The sequence below is a fragment of the Amycolatopsis albidoflavus genome, from assembly GCF_039525725.1.
GTDB lineage: Bacteria > Actinomycetota > Actinomycetes > Mycobacteriales > Pseudonocardiaceae > Amycolatopsis > Amycolatopsis albidoflava.
This window is the reverse complement of record NZ_BAAAHV010000029.1, coordinates 1-16,363: the sequence shown is the minus strand read 5'-3', so window position 1 is coordinate 16,363 and position 16,363 is coordinate 1. Positions and strand designations below refer to the sequence as shown.

Below are 16,363 nucleotides of genomic sequence, written 5' to 3'. Positions count from 1 at the left end.
GTGCGCATTCTTTTCGCTTCCCTCGCGTCATACGGGCACCTTTACCCGTTGCTGCCGCTCGCCGTCGCCGCGCGCGACGCGGGCCACGACGTGGTTTATGCGACCGCCCCCGACTTCCATCCGACGCTCGAGAAAGCAGGCCTCGAAACCGCCGCCGCCGGGCTGACTCTGCATGAGGCGTTCGGCCTCCTGTTCACCGGAGACACTCGCAGCCGCTATGAGGTCCCGCAGGCTGAGCTGAACGAGGCGATCGGCAAGGCCTTCGGCAAGCTGCTGCCCACCCGGTTCATGACCGACCTCGCTCCGGTTCTTGCCGAGCGGAAACCGGATCTGGTCGTGTACGAAATGGGCAATCCGGGCGGTGCGTTCGCCGCGCATCAGGCCGGGATTCCCGCGATCGGGCACGGCTTCGGCCGGGTGTCCTCCGGCAGCCCGATGGAGTACATCCGCGAGCAGCTCAACGCGTTGGCCGCCGAACTCGGCATTGTCGGCGAGAGCCGGTTGTTCTGGGGCCATCCGTTCGTGGACATCTGCCCGCAGTCGGTGCAGGCGCCGGAGTTCGTCGCCGGGGCCCGGCGCGTGCCGCTGCGCCCGGTCGGCTGGAGCGAACCGGGCGAGCTGCCGTCCGGCATCGAAGGCCGCGATCGCAGCCGCCCGCTGGTGTACCTGACGCTCGGCACCACCGGCGCGAGCCAGGCGCATCTGCTGACGTCGGCGTTGCGGGGCTTGGCCTCGCTTGACGTCGACGTGCTGGTGGCGACCGGTCCGTCCGTTGACGTCGAGGCGCTCGGCGAGGTGCCGTCGAATGTGCAGCTGGAGGCGTGGGTGCCGCAGTCGGAACTCTTGCCGCACGTCGATCTGGTGGCGCACCACGGCGGAAGCGGGACCACGCTGGGCGCGTTCGCCGCGGGAGTGCCGCAGCTGGTGTTGCCGCAGGGCGCGGACCAGTTCACCAACGCCGCCGCGGTGGTCGAGGCCGGTGCGGGCGCGAAGCTCCTCGGCGACGAACTGACGACGGACGCGGTCCGGGAGGCGGCCGGCCGGTTGCTGGCGGACAGCACGGTGGCGGACGCCGTGCGCGGGCTGGCCGCGGAGGTCGCGGGGATGCCTTCGCCGGAGGACGTGGTCGCGCAGCTGCCGCAGTACGTCTGAGCGGCTTGCGCCCCAATGTGGCGTTGGGTGCGTGGGATGCACCGAACGCCACATTGGGTGCGCGGGACGCACCCAATGCCACATTGGGGCGCTCGCCGGAACTCAGGCGCGGGCGACGAGTTCCTTCAGCAGCGAGCCCATCCGCGTCGCCGACTGCCGTCCGGCCTCGAGGACTTCCTCGTGGTTGAGCGGTTCGCCGGTCATGCCCGCGGCCAGGTTCGTGACCAGCGACAGCCCGAACACCTCGAGCCCGGCCGCGCGGGCGGCGATCGCCTCCAGCACGGTCGACATGCCGACCAGGTCCGCGCCCATGGTGCGCAGCATCCGGATCTCGGCGGGCGTCTCGAAGTGCGGCCCGGGCAGGCCCGCGTAGACGCCTTCCTCCAGCGAATCGTCGATCTCCCGCGCCAGGTCGCGCAGCCGCTGGGCGTAGAGATCGGTGAGGTCGACGAAGTTCGCGCCGACGATCGGGGAGCGCGCGGTCAGGTTGAGGTGGTCGGAGATCAGCACCGGCTGTCCGACGCTCATGCCCTCCCGCAGCCCGCCCGCCGCGTTGGTGAGCAGCACCGTCCGCGCGCCCGCCGCCGCGGCCGTGCGCACGTTCTGCACGACCGGGTCGATGCCCTTGCCCTCGTAGTAATGCGTGCGGCCGAGCAGGACCAGCGCGCGCTTCTCGCCGATCCGCAGCGACCGCACCGTGCCGCCGTGGCCGACGGCTCCGGGCGGGGTGAAGCCCGGCAGTTCGCCGAACGGGATCTCCGCGTCGGCGGTTCCGATCACGTCCGCGGCCGGACGCCAGCCCGAACCCAGCACCACGGCGATGTCGTGCTTCTCGACGCCGGTGCGCTCGGCGATGACGGCGGCGGCCGCCTCCTCCAGGTTGCTCATGCCGCCGAGCGTATCCGGGCGCCGCGCACGGCGAGGAACGCGACCAGCCCGAACGGCGACAGGAAGATCGTCAGCAGGAGCAGCGGGCTGAGCACCCACCACGGGATCCGGTGCGTGCGCGCCTCGAAGAAAATCCAGCGCGCGATGAACAGGTCGAACGCGATCAGGTGGGCCCAGACCAGCGCGGCCCCGTACGACGTGCTCAGAAACCCTTGCAAGACACCGAGATCCGGCCGTTGCATCGCATGCCACAGCTCGCCGAAATGCGGGATGGCCAGCACGAAGTACCAGACCAGCGGCAGCAGTGGCACCCACGGCGGGGCCAGGATCCGGCGGGTGCCGCGCCAGCCGGGCAGGAAGATCATCAACGCCCAGAACGGCACCGCGACCGGGAACGTCCAGGCGAAGACGGTCAGGTCGCTCACCGGACCGCCTTCCGGACCGGCACCAGCACCGACGCCGCCGCGGCCGCCGCGATGACGCCGACGAGCAGGCCGGCAGCGGCCAGCGTCGTCCCGCTCGGGTAGATGAGCGGTTCTCCGCGTTCGGCCTGCCACAGGATCAGGCCGACGAGACCCGCGTAGCCGGCCGAGCCCGTCCACACCAGCCGCACGCGCACCGCGCTCTTGCGCAGCCGAGGCAGTCGCGTCGCGAGCACAGCGAGCCCGAAAGCCAAGAGCGGCAACGCTTGCAGCCCGTGCAGGCCGATGAAGTGCGCGATGCGCAGGTCGCCGCCGGTGGTGCTCCAGCCGAGCAGCGGAAGACCAGGGCCGCCGTCCGCGACGCCGACGCTGTGCGCGCCGATGAGGTCGGAATGGCCGGTGGCTTTGATCGCGGCCCGTTCGATCGGGGTCGGCTGGGTCATGGTCGCGCCGAGGCCGGCGCCGATCAGCGCGACGACCGCGCCGGTGCGCACTGCCCAGTACACCGCGCGGTCCTCGATCCGGGTGAACATGAGCGCGACGGTGCCCACGAGCGTGGCGAGCCAGAGCCCCGCCACCATCACGCCCATCGCTTGGAAGAGCGCGGCGTCGAACGGGGACGTGTTCGCGAAGTGGCTCGGCCGGACGCGGGCCGCCTGGAAGGCCATCGCCACGTATTCCGCGGCGAACAGCACGACGGCGACCGTCGTGGCGACGCTCGCGACCTTGCGCAGCCGGCCGCGCAGCAGCGAAACGAGCCAGCTCCAGGTGAAGAAGTAGAGCCCGCCGGACACGGCGAACTTGAACGGCTTCGCCCAGATCGGCGCGCCGAGCAGGGTGCGGTGGTCGATCAGCATCGCCGCGACGGACAGCACGGTCGCGACGGCCATCGCCCCGGCGAACCACAGCGAGGGCCGGTGCCAGGTGCGCATCCGTGCGGTGTTCAGCGTCGCGGGCGGGTCGAGAGTGGCGGTCATAAGGTTCCTCCCAGAATGGATAGTGCTGCTCTCCACTATGGGAAGTTAAACTATCTATCCTGAGATGTCCTCAGGGTTTTTCCCGGAAGTCCGGAAGTAGGGTCGAGCGGGTGCGGATGGCAGAGCTGAGCGCCGAGTCCGGGATCCCGGTGGCGACGATCAAGTACTACCTGCGGGAGGGGCTGCTCCCGGCCGGCGAGCGGACCAGCCCGAACCAGGCGCGCTACGGCGAGGAGCACGTGCGGCGGCTGAAGCTGATCCGGGCGCTGGTCGAGGTCGGCGGGCTGTCGGTGGCGACCGTGCGGGAGGTCGTCGCTGCGGTTGATTCCGACCGGGCCGCGTACAACGTGCTGGGGGTCGCGCAGCGGGCGCTGACCGGGTTCAAGGCGGAGGTCTCCGCTGATGACCGCGAGTGGGCGATGGGGTTGCTGACCTCGCTCGCCAAGGAGCACGGGTGGAAGTTCGGGCCGGACACGCCGGTGGCGGACTTGCTGGTGGGGACTCTCTGCACGATCCGTGCGCTGGGGCATCAGGCGTTGCTCGATCAGCTCGGGCGATACGCGGAGATCGCTGATCGGATCGCTGAGGCTGACTTGGACACTCTCGAGGCAGGGGTGTCGATGGATCGGATTGTTGAGGCTGCCGTGGTGGGGACGGTGTTGGGGGACCGGTTGTTCGAGGGGTTGCGGAGGTTGGCGCAGGCCGCGGAGACTGCGCGGCGGTATACGGAGGGGTGAGCGCGGCCCCCGGGGAGAGCATTCCCAGGGGCAGCTTTTGGTCAGGTCAAAGGCAATTGCGCCATCGCGTTCGCCAACTGCCCGGCAGTGTCCCCGGCGGCCCAGACGTGGCCGTCCGGGCGGATCAGCACCGCGGCCGTCGGCCAGGGCAGTTCGGTCTCGTACAGCTGGAGGTCCGTGTTCGCGGCTAGGTCCTTCAGTTCCGGGCTGGCTTCCTTGGCGAGTAGCACTGGACGGCCGTCGCGCAACAGGCGCAGTTGCTCGCGGGTGGCTGGGAAGCGTTGGCCTGCCAGGGAACCGTCGCCCGGATAGCGCACGTCCAGCGCGGTCACCGTGTTGGCCAGTGCGGTCGCCACGTCGGGATGGCTGCGCAGCAGGTCCGTCATGAACCGCCGCAGAGACTGGCCTTCCTCGGTGGTGGCGGTGATCAGGGCGGTCTGGGCCTTGGTGTGTTCGCCGAGTGCCACGCCGACGGGGTGGCGTTCCGAGTGGTAGGTGTCCAGCAGAGTCGCGTCCGCCCGGCCCTGCTGGACCGCGGCGAGCTTCCAGCCCAGGTTCATCGCGTCTTGCAGGCCCACGTTCAGTCCGACGCCGCCCGCCGGGAAATGCCTGTGCGCGGCGTCGCCTGCCAGGAATACCCGGCCCTTTCGGTACTCCGCCGCGAGCCGGGTGGCGTTGCCGAAGCGGGAGAGCCATACCGGGGAATGCGGGCCGAAATCCGTGCCTGCGATCAGTTTTGCCGTCTCTCGCAGGGATTCCAGGGTTGGATCGGGGTCGGACGGGGCGGAGCCGGTGACACGCCATAGCCCGCCAGGGAGCGGGACGACGATCAGCGCGCCGTGTTCGTTGTGCCAGTAGCCAGGTCCCTCCGGCGGGTCGGTCAGTTCGACGTCGCCGAGGAAGCCGAAGACGGTTGAGTCGGTGCCGGGGAAGTCGATTCCCGCCGCGTGGCGGACGGTGCTGCCTGCGCCGTCTGTTCCGACTACGTAGTCCGCGGTGATTTCGTACTCGCCGTCTGGGCTGCTGACCTGCAGTGTCACGCCGTGGTCGTCTTGGCTCAGCCCGGATACGCGGTGGCCGCGCCGGAGTATTGCGCCTTGGGCCAGTGCGTGGTGTTCGAGGAGTTCTTCGGTGCGCAGTTGTGGGTGGGCGAGTTGGAAGGGGAACGGCGTTGCCAAGTCTTGGAAGTCCAGGCGGGCGGGCAGCATGCCGAAGTGTCCGTCTGGCAGGGGAAGTCCGTCGTTGAGGAAGGCTTGTTCTTGTTCGCGCATCGCGAGGACTTCGATGGTGCGCGGGTGGATGGCCAGCGCTTTCGAGTGCGGGCTGCGGTGTTCGGCCTGTTCTAGGACCAGTGGTCGGCTGCCGCCCAGGGCCAGTTCGGCCGCGGTCCACAGGCCTGCCGGGCCTGCTCCGACGACGATGGTGTCGGGTGCGTGCACAGTGATCACTTCTTCTCTGGAATGAGGTGGCTACATACTGGTAGTGCGGTTGCGCTCGGAAGGGGAGTGGGATGGCGTCAGTGCGACAGGCCGGCGGTCCGTGCCAGGCGTGGCCGGGGGACGGCGGGTTCGTCCGGGAGGTGCTCGACCGGATTGGCGACAAGTGGACGGTGTTGACCATCAGCACTTTGAGTTCTGGCTCGCTGCGTTATTCCGATTTACAGGCGAGTGTGGTGGGGATTTCGCAGCGGATGTTGACTCAGACGTTGAAACATCTTGAGCGGGACGGGTTGATTGTCCGGACTGCTTATGCGGAGGTTCCGCCGCGGGTGGAGTATGCGTTGACGGATTTGGGGCGGTCGTTGGTTGACGCGGTTCGGGGGATGGTGGATTGGGCTGTTGCGCACCACGGGGAGGTTGCTGGGAATCGGGCTGTTAGTGCGGTTCGGGGGGTTGGGCGGGAACGGGGGCGGGTGGGGTGAGGTGGGTGGGTAAGACCATGATGGGTTAGTTGGGGTGGGGGTGCAAAAGGCACTTTGAAGTGCGTGGGGGTCGGGCTCGTCGCCTGGCGGCGACATTGGCCCCTTGGTTGCGTGGGGCACCCCGAAGCTTGATTGTGCTGACGGTCTGGGGGTGCTTGTCAAGGCGGGAAAGATGCCTTGACAAGCACCCCCAGGCCGCAGGGAGGCTTCGTATCGGGGTTGGGGGAGGGGCTGGGTGCCTCGAAGGTTGGGTGCAGTGGTGCGGGTTATGAAGTTGCTGGGAAAGACAAGGTTGGTGCTATTTGGTTGAAGGTGGCGGAGGCCGTGTCTTCTTGTTCTGCTGGGACTGTTAGGGATAGCAGCCACAGGGTGTTGTCGGCCTGTTTGATCAGGGCGTAGGTTGCGCGGGTTATTACTGCGTCTGGGTTGGCGGAGTGGCTTTGTGCGCGTTCTACTGCGCGGAACATTACTTCTACGCCGTTGTTCGTTTTTGTTGGTTCTCGGGTGAAGTTGAATGAGTCTTGCGAACCTGACGAGCGCAGGGCTGCCATTGCGTCGCTGAGCGAATACTTCTCGTAGAAGTTCGGGATTCGTTCCAGGCGCAGGGATTGGCGGCCGTCCTGGGAAAGGTATTGGACTACCGTTGAGGTGCCGTAAGCGGATTTTCGGGACGCGATGAAGCGTTTCCATCCTTCTGGCACCGAGACGGTGTATTCGCTGTCTCGCGAGACGTTTGCCGTTGCGCTTGCGTTGCCGTGTTGGGGGACCAGTTTCAGCGGCTCCGAGGAGCCTGCGACTGTGCCCAGGGTGGCCAGCACTCCGGTTTCCGGGCCTTGTGGTGGCAGCAGGTTTTGGCCGCTCACCACCCTTGCCAGTGCGAAACCGCCGCCGCAGGCCAGGGCGAAGAGGACCATCGACGCGACGGCCAGCATTGCTGTTGCTTTGCCGCTGCGGCGTGGGGGTGGTGGCGGTAGCGGGGCGGGCAGCGGTGGTGGGGCCGGCAGTGGGGGCGCGGGGGTGAAGGCGGGGGCGGAGCCGGTGTTTCCCGAGCGCATGAAGGGCAGCGGGCCTGGGTCTGCTGCCAGTGCGGCGGGCTGGTCGGGAGTATCGGGTTTCGGGGCGACCGTTTTGATGACCTGGGTGTCGGTGGCGTCCAGGTGGGCGGCCGTCTTTTTGCCGTCTGGGGTGCGGAACAGTTCTGGGCCGAACAGGTCTAGGGCGGCCTTGTTCTGCATGGGGTAGAGCCGGTGGCGCACCTCGCGCAGCGAGATCCGCTTTTCCGGCTCCTTCTTCATCAGCGCGGTGATGACGTCGGCCAGCGGGCCTGCCTTCGGGCGCGGGACCTTGCCGTTGACGACCTTGCCGACGGTTTCCAGTGGGTCGCCGTCCGCGTCGTACGGGGGTGCGCCTTCGACGGCGGCGAAGAGCGTCGCGCCGAGGCCCCACAGGTCTGCGTTGGGGGTTACTGCACCGCCGGAAGCGACTTCCGGCGAGATGTAGGCGGGCGAACCGAGCATGATTCCGGTTCGCGTCATGGTGGCTTCGGAGACGTTGCGGGCGATGCCGAAGTCGGTGAGCTTGATGCGGCCGTCGCTCGCCACTAGGACGTTGCCTGGCTTTACGTCACGGTGCGTGATGCCTGCGTCGTGGGCTGCTTCGAGAGCCGCCGCGACCGCGATGCCGACGGCTGCGGCCTGCTCGACCGTCAGGGGGCCGTGGTCGCGCAGCAGGTGGGCGAGGCTGCGCGACGGCAGCAGCTCCATCACGACGAACGGGGCGTCGTTCTCGCGCGCGACGTCGTGCAGGGTGATGACGTTCGGATGCGACAGCACTGCGATCGCGCGGGCCTCGCGGAGCGTGCGCTCGCGGAGTTCGTCCGCCTGTTCGGCCGGGATGCCCGGCGGCACCTTCATCTCCTTGACCGCGACCGGGCGGTGCAGGAACTCGTCGTAGGCCGACCAGACCGTGCCCATCGAGCCCGACCCCAGAATCGACCGCAGCCGGTAGCGCCCGGCGACTACCCGCGGCTGGTCGCCGCCGGGCGACGGCTCGGCGTTCGCGGAGCCGGTGCTGTCGGTGTTGCCGGGCTGGTCCAGGTCGCTGTTCTCCGAGGGCACCCCATGATTGTGGCCCACGCCGCGCTCCCTCTTCGACTCAGCACCGCTACCCCTGAGTTCACCCGTACGGGGGGCGAGCAGAGTCACAGGTGCGGGTGGTGGCCTGCCTCTACCATCACTGGGTATGACGAACGTGGCTGGTCCGGAGTCGGCGCCGACTTCCGAGCCCGGGCTCGCGCTCGCGGCGGAGTTCCCGACCGCGGACCGCGCCCAGTGGCAGGAGCTGGTGGCGGGAGTGCTGCGCAAGAGCGGCAGGCTCCCCGAGGATTTCGCGGGCGCGCCGGAGAGCAAGCTCGCCTCGCGCACCTACGACGGCATCGAAATCCAGCCGCTATACACGTCTGACAGCGCTGGTGTCGCTGGCGGCGACCTCGGCTTCCCCGGGTTGCCGCCGTTCGTGCGCGGGGCCCGGCCCGAGGGTGTCGTCGACACCGGGTGGGACATCCGGGTCCGTCACCAGCGCGAAGACGTCCGTGCGGCGAACGCGGCGATCCTCGCTGACCTCGAAGGCGGCGCGTCTTCGGTGTGGCTGCGGCTCGGCGCGGGTTCGCTGCCGATTTCCGCGCTCGAGGACGCGCTGAACGAGGTGTACGTCGGCCTCGCGCCGGTTGTCCTCGACGCCGGTGCGGAGTACGAAACCGCAGCTCAGGCGCTTCTCGACCTCTTCGCCGAGCGCGAGGTCCCGGCCAGCGAAGCCGTCGGCACGCTCGGTGCGGACCCGATCGGCACCTCGGCGCGTACAGGGCAGGCCTTGCCGCTCGGTCCGGCCGCGGAATTGGCCGCGAAGGTTGCCCCTAAGTACCCCAAGGTTCGCACGATCGTCGCCGACGGACTGCCATTTCATGAGGCAGGCGGCTCCGACTCGCAGGAACTCGGCGCGACGATCGCGTCCGGCGTCGCTTATCTGCGGGCGCTCACCGAGGCCGGTTTGGACGTCGCCGCGGCGGCCGCGCAGATCGAGTTCCGGCTTGCGGCGACTGCGGACCAGTTCCTGACAATCGCCAAGTTCCGCGCCGCGCGCCGGCTGTGGGATCGGGTCCTCGAAGTCTCCGGAGCGGCCGCGGACGCGCGCGGGATGCATCAGCACGCGGTCACGTCGCCGTCGATGTTCACCCAGCGTGACCCGTGGGTGAACATGCTGCGTACCACCGTCGCCTGCTTCGCGGCGGGAGTCGGCGGCGCGGACGCGGTCACCGTGCTGCCGTTCGACGCGGCGATCGGCCTGCCGGACGCGTTTTCCTCGCGGATCGCCCGCAACACCAACGCGATCCTCATCGAAGAGTCGAAGCTGGGCAGCGTGATCGACCCGGCGGGCGGTTCCTGGTACGTCGAGAAGCTCACCGACGAACTCGCCGAAGCCGCGTGGCGCGAGTTCACCGCGATCGAGGCGGCGGGCGGCATCGAGGCCGAGCTGGCGTCCGGCGCGTTGGCCGGGCGGCTGGCCGAGACCTGGGGAAAGCGCGCGAGCCGTCTCGCGACCCGGCGCGATCCGCTGACCGGCGTCAGCGAGTTCCCGAACCTGGACGAAAAGCCGGTCACCCGCGAGCCGGTTCCGTCCACTGTGGACGGCGGACTGCCGCGGCACCGGTACGCCGAGGAGTACGAGAAACTGCGCGACGCGTCCGACGCCTACCTCGCCGAGCACGGCGAGCGGCCGAAGGTTTTCCTGGCCACGCTGGGTCCGGTCGCCGCGCACACCGGCCGCGCGTCGTTCGCGACGAACCTGCTGCAGGCGGGCGGCATCGAGGCGGTGAACCCCGGCGCGACCGACGACCTGCCCGGCGCGTTCCGCGAGAGCGGCGCCAAGGTCGCCTGCGTCTGCGGCACCGACGCGGCGTACGAGGAACAGGCCGCGTCCGTCGCGGCTTCGCTCGGCGCGAAGCAGGTTCTGTTGGCGGGCAAGGGAACCTACGACGGAATCAGCGGCAATTTGTACGCCGGGTGCGACGCGCTCGAAGTCCTGACCAGCCTCCACGCACAGCTGGGAGTCTCCGCATGAGCATCCCGAATTTCGCCGACGTCCCCCTCGGCACGCCCGAGCCCGGCGACCGAGCGGCGTGGGCACAGGCCGTGCAGGAAGCGACCGGCAAGGGCCCGGACGCGCTGGCCTGGGAAACCCCCGAAGGCATCGGCGTGAAGCCGGTCTACACCGCCGCCGATCTGTCCGATGTGGACTTCCTCGGCACGTACCCGGGAATCGCGCCGTACCTGCGCGGGCCGTACCCGACGATGTACGTCAACCAGCCCTGGACGATCCGCCAGTACGCCGGCTTCTCCACCGCGCAGGAGTCGAACGCCTTCTACCGCCGCAACCTCGCGGCCGGGCAGAAGGGCCTGTCGGTCGCGTTCGACCTCGCGACGCACCGCGGCTACGACTCCGACCACCCGCGCGTGTCCGGCGACGTCGGCATGGCCGGCGTGGCGATCGACTCGATCTACGACATGCGCCAGCTGTTCGACGGCATCCCGCTGGACAAGATGTCCGTCTCGATGACGATGAACGGCGCGGTCCTGCCGGTGCTCGCGCTGTACGTGGTCGCGGCCGAGGAGCAGGGGGTGAAGCCGGAGCAGCTCGCGGGGACCATCCAGAACGACATCCTCAAGGAGTTCATGGTCCGCAACACCTACATCTACCCGCCGCAGCCGTCGATGCGGATCATCTCCGACATCTTCGGCTACACCTCGCAGCACATGCCGAAGTACAACTCCATCTCCATCTCCGGCTACCACATGCAGGAGGCCGGAGCGACCGCCGACCTGGAGCTGGCGTACACGCTCGCGGACGGCGTCGAGTACATCCGCGCGGGCGTCGAAGCCGGGCTGGACGTCGACAAGTTCGCGCCGCGGCTGTCGTTCTTCTGGGCCATCGGCATGAACTTCTTCATGGAGGTCGCGAAGCTGCGCGCCGCTCGGCTGCTGTGGGCGAAGCTCGTGAAGCAGTTCGACCCGAAGTCGCAGAAGTCGCTGTCGCTGCGTACGCACTCTCAGACGTCAGGCTGGTCTCTCACCGCGCAGGACGTCTTCAACAACGTCACGCGTACGTGCGTCGAGGCGATGGCCGCGACCCAGGGACACACACAGTCGTTGCACACCAACGCTCTTGACGAAGCGCTGGCGTTGCCCACCGACTTCTCCGCGCGGATCGCGCGCAACACACAGCTGTTGCTGCAGCAGGAGTCCGGCACAACGCGCGTCATCGACCCGTGGGGCGGCAGCGCGTTCGTAGAGAAGCTCACCTACGACCTCGCGCGCAAGGCGTGGGGCCACATCACAGAAGTCGAGGGCGCGGGCGGCATGGCGCGCGCGATCGATGAAGGCATCCCGAAGTTGCGCATCGAAGAGGCAGCCGCGCGTACGCAGGCGCGCATCGACTCGGGACGACAGCCGGTCATCGGCGTGAACAAGTACCAGGTCACTGACGACGAGCAGATCGACGTGCTCAAGGTCGACAACGCGGGCGTACGCGCACAGCAGCTCGAGAAGCTGCGTCGGCTGCGCGAAGAACGCGACCCGCAGGCCACCGAGGACGCTCTGCGCCGCCTCACCGAAGGCGCGCAGAACAACGGCAACCTGCTTGAGCTGGCCATCAACGCCGCGCGCGCGAAGGCCACCGTCGGCGAGATCTCCGACGCCCTGGAGAAGAACTGGGGCCGCCACTCCGGCCAGATCCGCACGATCTCCGGCGTGTACCGGGAAGAGGTGGGGAAGTCGGACAACGTCGAGAAGGCCCGCGAACTGGTCGACAAATTCGCTGAAGACGAAGGCCGCCGCCCGCGCATCCTCGTCGCGAAGATGGGCCAGGACGGCCACGACCGCGGCCAGAAGGTGATCGCGACCGGCTTCGCCGACCTCGGCTTCGACGTCGACGTCGGCCCGCTGTTCTCCACCCCGGCCGAGGTCGCGCGCCAGGCGTCGGAAGCCGACGTGCACGTGATCGGCGTGTCCTCGCTGGCCGCCGGGCACCTCTCGCTGGTGCCCGCGCTGCGCCACGAGCTGGCCGAGCTGGGCCGCGAGGACATCATGGTCGTGGTCGGCGGCGTGATCCCGCCGCAGGACTACCCCGAGCTGCGCGAAGCGGGAGCGGCGGCGATCTTCGGCCCGGGCACGGTGCTCGCGGACGCCGCGATCGACCTGCTCCAGCAGCTGGCCGCGCAGGAGTCCTGAACCTTGCCGCGGCGGATCGACGTCGGCGAATACGCCAAGGGCGTGCTCGCGGGCGACCGGGGGACCCTGTCCAAGGCCATCACGCTGGTCGAATCGCACCGGGAGGACCACCGGCGGCAAGCCCAGGAACTGCTGGTCGAGCTGCTCCCGCACGCCGGCGGGGCGAAACGCGTCGGCATCACCGGCGTGCCCGGAGTCGGTAAGTCGACATTTATCGACCAGCTCGGCACCGACCTCACCACGGCCGGGCACCGGGTCGCGGTGCTGGCCGTCGACCCGTCCTCGACCCGCACCGGCGGCTCGATCCTCGGCGACAAGACCCGGATGGCGCGGCTGGCGGTCGATCCGAAGGCGTTCGTCCGGCCGTCGCCGACGTCCGGCACGCTCGGCGGCGTCGCCCGCGCGACCCGCGAGACGATCGTGCTGATGGAGGCGGCCGGCTTCGACGTCGTGCTGGTGGAGACGGTCGGGGTCGGGCAGTCCGAGGTGACCGTGGCGAACATGGTCGACTGCTTCCTCTTCCTGACGCTGGCGCGCACCGGCGACCAGTTGCAGGGCATCAAGAAGGGCGTGCTGGAACTCGCCGACGTCATCGCCGTGAACAAGGCCGACGGCCCGCACGAACGCGACGCCAAGCGCGCCGCGCGCGAACTGCAGGGCGCGCTGCGGATGATCTACGGCAAGGACGCGCTCTGGACGCCGCCGGTGCTCACGTGCAGCGGGCTCGAAGGCAGCGGCCTCGACGAGGTGTGGGCGGCGATCGGGAAGCACCGCGAGGTGCTCACCGAATCGGGTGATCTTGGCGAGAGGCGCAAGAAGCAGCAGGTGGACTGGACCTGGTCGATGGTCCGCGAGCAGCTGCTCGACCGGCTCACCGCGCATCCGGCGGTCCGCGCGCAGGTAGCCGATGTGGAACGAGCCGTGCGCGACGGAGAACTCACCGCCACGCTGGCCGCGCAGCGGATCTTGGCGGCGTTCACCGAGCCCTCGTGACCTCCTCTTCTTGAACGTTGTCCAAGAAGAAAAAACGCTGTGCGCACAAGTGTCTTTTGACCGTCTCAGGGGCTTGATGCGCCCGGCGGTCGTCAGCACGGGGCGAGCGGACCCGGCTCCACCGCGTGGCGGCTGACGCGCCGAAGCTTCGGCGGGCACAATGCACGGTGACGGCGTAGAAGGGAAGTCATGGCGAAGGTGCGGGGACTGCTGCTGGCCGGATTGCTCGGCGTGCTGCTCACCGGGGTGCTGCCGGTGGCGGCGTCCGCGGCGACCTCGGCTCCCGCCGCGGTCACGGTGGCGGCTGAGACGGCGATCACGCAGGTGAACGCGGTCCATCAGGCACCGCCCGGCCCGGTGCTCGACCCCACGCAGACCGACAAGGCCAACGCCGACAAGACGAAGAAGAACCTCATCGCGGGCGGGGCCGCGGTGGTGCTGCTCGCCATCGTGTTCTTCGGCCGCCGCCACCGCATCAAGCGTCGCAAGGCCCAAGGCGGCTGAGCTTTCCGGCGTTCACCCACGCCGAACTTCGTCAGCCGTTCGCCGCAGATCTTCTACCGGCCGTCTTGGTCGGAGCGCACCGCACCGCCGCTTGCCACCTGCATGGTGCACGATCGACTCCAATGCGTAAGACAGATCGATCGGCACGTTGCGTGTTCCCCTGCGCTCGTGTTGCGGGAGGAGGTGCGGCGTGACGGTGCTGGACTCACGGCCGGACGTTCCAGGTGACCACAACCCGATCGCGGCGCCCGGCGCGCTGCTCTCCGAAGCCGGCGTCAGCATGGCTCCGGTGGAAGACCTTGGCGCGGGCCGCGGCCCGTTCTGGCTGGACGACTGGCTGCGCGCGAACGCGACCGACGTGCTCGCGTGGCGGCGGCACATCCACGCCCACCCCGAGCTGTCGCGCGACGAGTACGCGACGACCGAGCTGATCGTGTCGCTGCTGCGCCGGGTCGGGCTGAAGCCGTGGGTGCTGCCCGGCGGCACCGGCGTGGTGTGCGACATCGGCAAGGGCGAGCGCTGCGTCGCGCTGCGCGCGGACATCGACGCGCTGCCGCTGACCGAGGACACCGGCCTGCCGTACTCCTCCACCACCGAGGGCGCGGCGCACATGTGCGGCCACGACGCGCACACCGCGATCCTGCTCGGCGCCGGCCGCGCGCTCGCCGGCGCGCCCGAGCTGCCCGGCCGCGTGCGGCTGATCTTCCAGCCCGCGGAGGAGGTCATGCCCGGCGGCGCGCTGGACATGATCGCCGCGGGGGCGCTGGACGGCGTCGAGCGGATCTACGGCCTGCACTGCGACCCGCGGCTCGAAGCGGGCAAAGTCGGCACTCGGGTCGGCGCGCTGACGTCCGCCGCCGACCTCATCGAACTGCGCCTCACCTCGCCCGGCGGCCACACCTCGCGGCCGCACCTCACCGCGGACCTCGTGTACGCGCTGGGCACGGTCATCACGTCGCTGCCTTCGGTGCTGTCCCGCCGCGTCGACCCGCGGTCCGGCACGGTGCTGGTGTGGGGCGCGGTGCACGCTGGCCAGGCCGCGAACGCGGTGCCGCAGGACGGCGTCCTGCGCGGCACGCTGCGGACCGCCGACCACGAGGTGTGGAAGGCGCTGGAGCCGCTCGTCGCGTCGTCAGTGGAATCGCTGCTGGCCCCGACCGGCGTCGGCTTCTCGCTCGACTACCGGCGCGGAGTGCCGCCCGTAGTGTCCGACGCCGAGTCGACCGCGCTGATGCGCGCGGGTGTCGAGGCGGCGGTCGGTGAAGCGGGGCTCGCCGGGACGGAACAGTCGTCCGGCGGCGAGGACTTCGGCTGGTACCTGGAGCACGTCGGCGGGGCCTTCGCCCGGCTCGGCGTGTGGTCCGGCCCGCCCGCTCCGCAGGCCGACATCCACCGCCCGACGTTCGTCCTCGACGAGCGCGCGCTGCTCGTCGGAGTCCGCACTTTGGTGCACACCGCACTGGCCTCGCTGGCCTGAGTTATCCACAGGCTGCGGGTCGATGTGGATAACTTGGGTGGGTGAGAGGTACCCCTCGTGCGGGGGTGTCAGCGGGGAGTTACGCCCTGTGGTCTAGACCGCCGATGCCTTGGTCTTGGCCTGTTCACCGAGAGTGATTTCGGACTTTTGTGCTGCCTTGGCTGGGCAGGTGGCCGTTGACTGCCTCTGGTGGATTTCGTGTTGTGCGGCAATGGCTTTGGCGAAATCCGCGGCTGGCGGCGGTGCTGCGCTGCCCTGATTTCTGCCGCCATTTCTGGTCACGCGCTGCTGTTTTTCCTGCGCCCTGAGGTGCTCGATGCCCGTGTGGGTGAGCCTCTGCCGTGTGGTATTGGGCGGCTGTCCGGCCGGGCTGTGGATAGTCCGGAGACGCAGAGTTATCCACAGGGCCGCACCGCTGGGGACAACTTCCCGGCTCGCCTGGGGACGGCCTGGGCGGGCTGTGGATGGCTCGGAAAACGAGCCTCCCGGACCGCCGCCGCGAGGCCGGGCGCGCTCCGGAGGAGCGGTTTGGTTCGCCTCTCGAACGGCTGAAAGTCCGTGAGGGGAAGGCGGATTCAGGTGGTGGTTGCAACGCCTGGTGTTTGTTGGTGTGAGAGTAGCGTGTTGAGGGTTTCGGCTGGGGTGTGCCAGTCGAGGGTTTGGCGGGGTCGTCCGTTGAGTTCGGCGGCGACGGCGGCGAGGTCGTCGGGGGTGTGGACCGACAGGTCGGTGCCTTTGGGGAAGTACTGGCGGAGCAGGCCGTTGGTGTTCTCGTTGCTGCCGCGCTGCCAGGGGCTGTGGGGGTCGCAGAAGTAGATCGCCAGCCCGGTGGCGAGGGCGATGTTCTTGTGCTGGGCCATTTCGGTGCCCTGGTCCCAGGTCAGCGACCGGATCAGCAGCGGCGGGAGGGTCGTGATCGCCGCGGTCATCGCGGTCGCGACGGCGGCGGCGTCGCGGCCGTCGGGCAGCGGCACCAGGATCGTGAACCGGGTCTGGCGTTCGACCAGGGTC

General features: G+C 69.2%; 14 protein-coding genes. 8 read left to right on the top strand and 6 right to left on the bottom strand.

Going from position 1 to position 16,363, the window contains the following annotated elements:
• A complete protein-coding gene (locus tag ABD156_RS44050; protein ID WP_344287514.1) occupies nt 1-1,152 on the top strand; it encodes a glycosyltransferase in 1,152 nt (383 codons plus the stop codon).
• Between the two features lie 102 nt (nt 1,153-1,254).
• On the opposite strand, the gene ABD156_RS44045 is transcribed toward ABD156_RS44050, so the two are convergent.
• From ABD156_RS44045 to ABD156_RS44035, 3 genes are read right to left on the bottom strand one after another with little or no spacing between them, the layout of a single operon-like run.
• Nucleotides 1,255-2,040 (bottom strand): purine-nucleoside phosphorylase, encoded by a 786-nt coding sequence (locus ABD156_RS44045; RefSeq protein WP_344287512.1) that lies wholly within the window; start codon nt 2,038-2,040, stop codon nt 1,255-1,257.
• Nucleotides 2,037-2,465 (bottom strand): ABA4-like family protein, encoded by a 429-nt coding sequence (locus ABD156_RS44040; protein ID WP_344287511.1) that lies wholly within the window; start codon nt 2,463-2,465, stop codon nt 2,037-2,039. The genes ABD156_RS44045 and ABD156_RS44040 overlap by 4 nt, the downstream gene beginning before the upstream one ends.
• Complete coding sequence (locus ABD156_RS44035; protein ID WP_344287509.1) at nt 2,462-3,439, bottom strand: hypothetical protein; 978 nt, start codon at nt 3,437-3,439, stop codon at nt 2,462-2,464. The genes ABD156_RS44040 and ABD156_RS44035 overlap by 4 nt, the downstream gene beginning before the upstream one ends.
• Nucleotides 3,440-3,555: 116 nt before the next feature.
• Between ABD156_RS44035 and ABD156_RS44030 the strand changes: the two genes are divergently transcribed.
• Entirely contained in the window at nt 3,556-4,176 is a 621-nt protein-coding gene (locus tag ABD156_RS44030; protein ID WP_344287550.1) for a MerR family transcriptional regulator, read from the top strand.
• A gap of 41 nt (nt 4,177-4,217) precedes the next feature.
• On the opposite strand, the gene ABD156_RS44025 is transcribed toward ABD156_RS44030, so the two are convergent.
• On the bottom strand, nt 4,218-5,615 hold the full coding sequence (locus ABD156_RS44025; RefSeq protein WP_344287507.1) for an FAD-dependent monooxygenase: 1,398 nt from the start codon (nt 5,613-5,615) through the stop codon (nt 4,218-4,220).
• A gap of 71 nt (nt 5,616-5,686) precedes the next feature.
• On the opposite strand from ABD156_RS44025, the gene ABD156_RS44020 reads away from it, so the two are divergent.
• Nucleotides 5,687-6,097 carry a winged helix-turn-helix transcriptional regulator gene (locus ABD156_RS44020; protein ID WP_344287505.1) on the top strand — a complete coding sequence of 137 codons (411 nt, stop codon included), beginning with the start codon at nt 5,687-5,689 and terminating at the stop codon, nt 6,095-6,097.
• A 266-nt stretch (nt 6,098-6,363) separates the two neighbouring features.
• Here the strand turns inward: ABD156_RS44020 and ABD156_RS44015 are convergent, their stop codons facing one another.
• Nucleotides 6,364-8,097 carry a serine/threonine-protein kinase gene (locus tag ABD156_RS44015; RefSeq protein WP_344287548.1) on the bottom strand — a complete coding sequence of 578 codons (1,734 nt, stop codon included), beginning with the start codon at nt 8,095-8,097 and terminating at the stop codon, nt 6,364-6,366.
• Between the two features lie 241 nt (nt 8,098-8,338).
• Here ABD156_RS44015 and ABD156_RS44010 point away from each other — a divergent pair, with 241 nt between their 5' ends.
• The 5 genes from ABD156_RS44010 (at nt 8,339) to ABD156_RS43990 (ending at nt 15,352) form a co-directional block, all read left to right on the top strand.
• The gene (locus ABD156_RS44010) at nt 8,339-10,213 is read left to right on the top strand and encodes a methylmalonyl-CoA mutase family protein (protein WP_344287503.1); all 1,875 of its coding nucleotides are present in this window, start codon (nt 8,339-8,341) and stop codon (nt 10,211-10,213) included.
• Complete coding sequence (gene scpA / locus ABD156_RS44005; RefSeq protein WP_344287501.1) at nt 10,210-12,378, top strand: methylmalonyl-CoA mutase; 2,169 nt, start codon at nt 10,210-10,212, stop codon at nt 12,376-12,378. The genes ABD156_RS44010 and scpA overlap by 4 nt, the downstream gene beginning before the upstream one ends.
• Before the next feature lie 3 nt (nt 12,379-12,381).
• The gene (gene meaB / locus ABD156_RS44000) at nt 12,382-13,371 is read left to right on the top strand and encodes a methylmalonyl Co-A mutase-associated GTPase MeaB (protein ID WP_344287499.1); all 990 of its coding nucleotides are present in this window, start codon (nt 12,382-12,384) and stop codon (nt 13,369-13,371) included.
• 189 nt (nt 13,372-13,560) lie between these two features.
• Nucleotides 13,561-13,875 carry a hypothetical protein gene (locus ABD156_RS43995; protein ID WP_344287497.1) on the top strand — a complete coding sequence of 105 codons (315 nt, stop codon included), beginning with the start codon at nt 13,561-13,563 and terminating at the stop codon, nt 13,873-13,875.
• A 190-nt stretch (nt 13,876-14,065) separates the two neighbouring features.
• A complete protein-coding gene (locus ABD156_RS43990) occupies nt 14,066-15,352 on the top strand; it encodes an amidohydrolase (RefSeq protein ID WP_344287495.1) in 1,287 nt (428 codons plus the stop codon).
• A 575-nt stretch (nt 15,353-15,927) separates the two neighbouring features.
• Here ABD156_RS43990 and ABD156_RS43985 read toward each other — a convergent pair.
• On the bottom strand, nt 15,928-16,363 hold a 436-nt coding region (locus ABD156_RS43985; protein ID WP_344287494.1), incomplete at its 5' end, for an IS30 family transposase.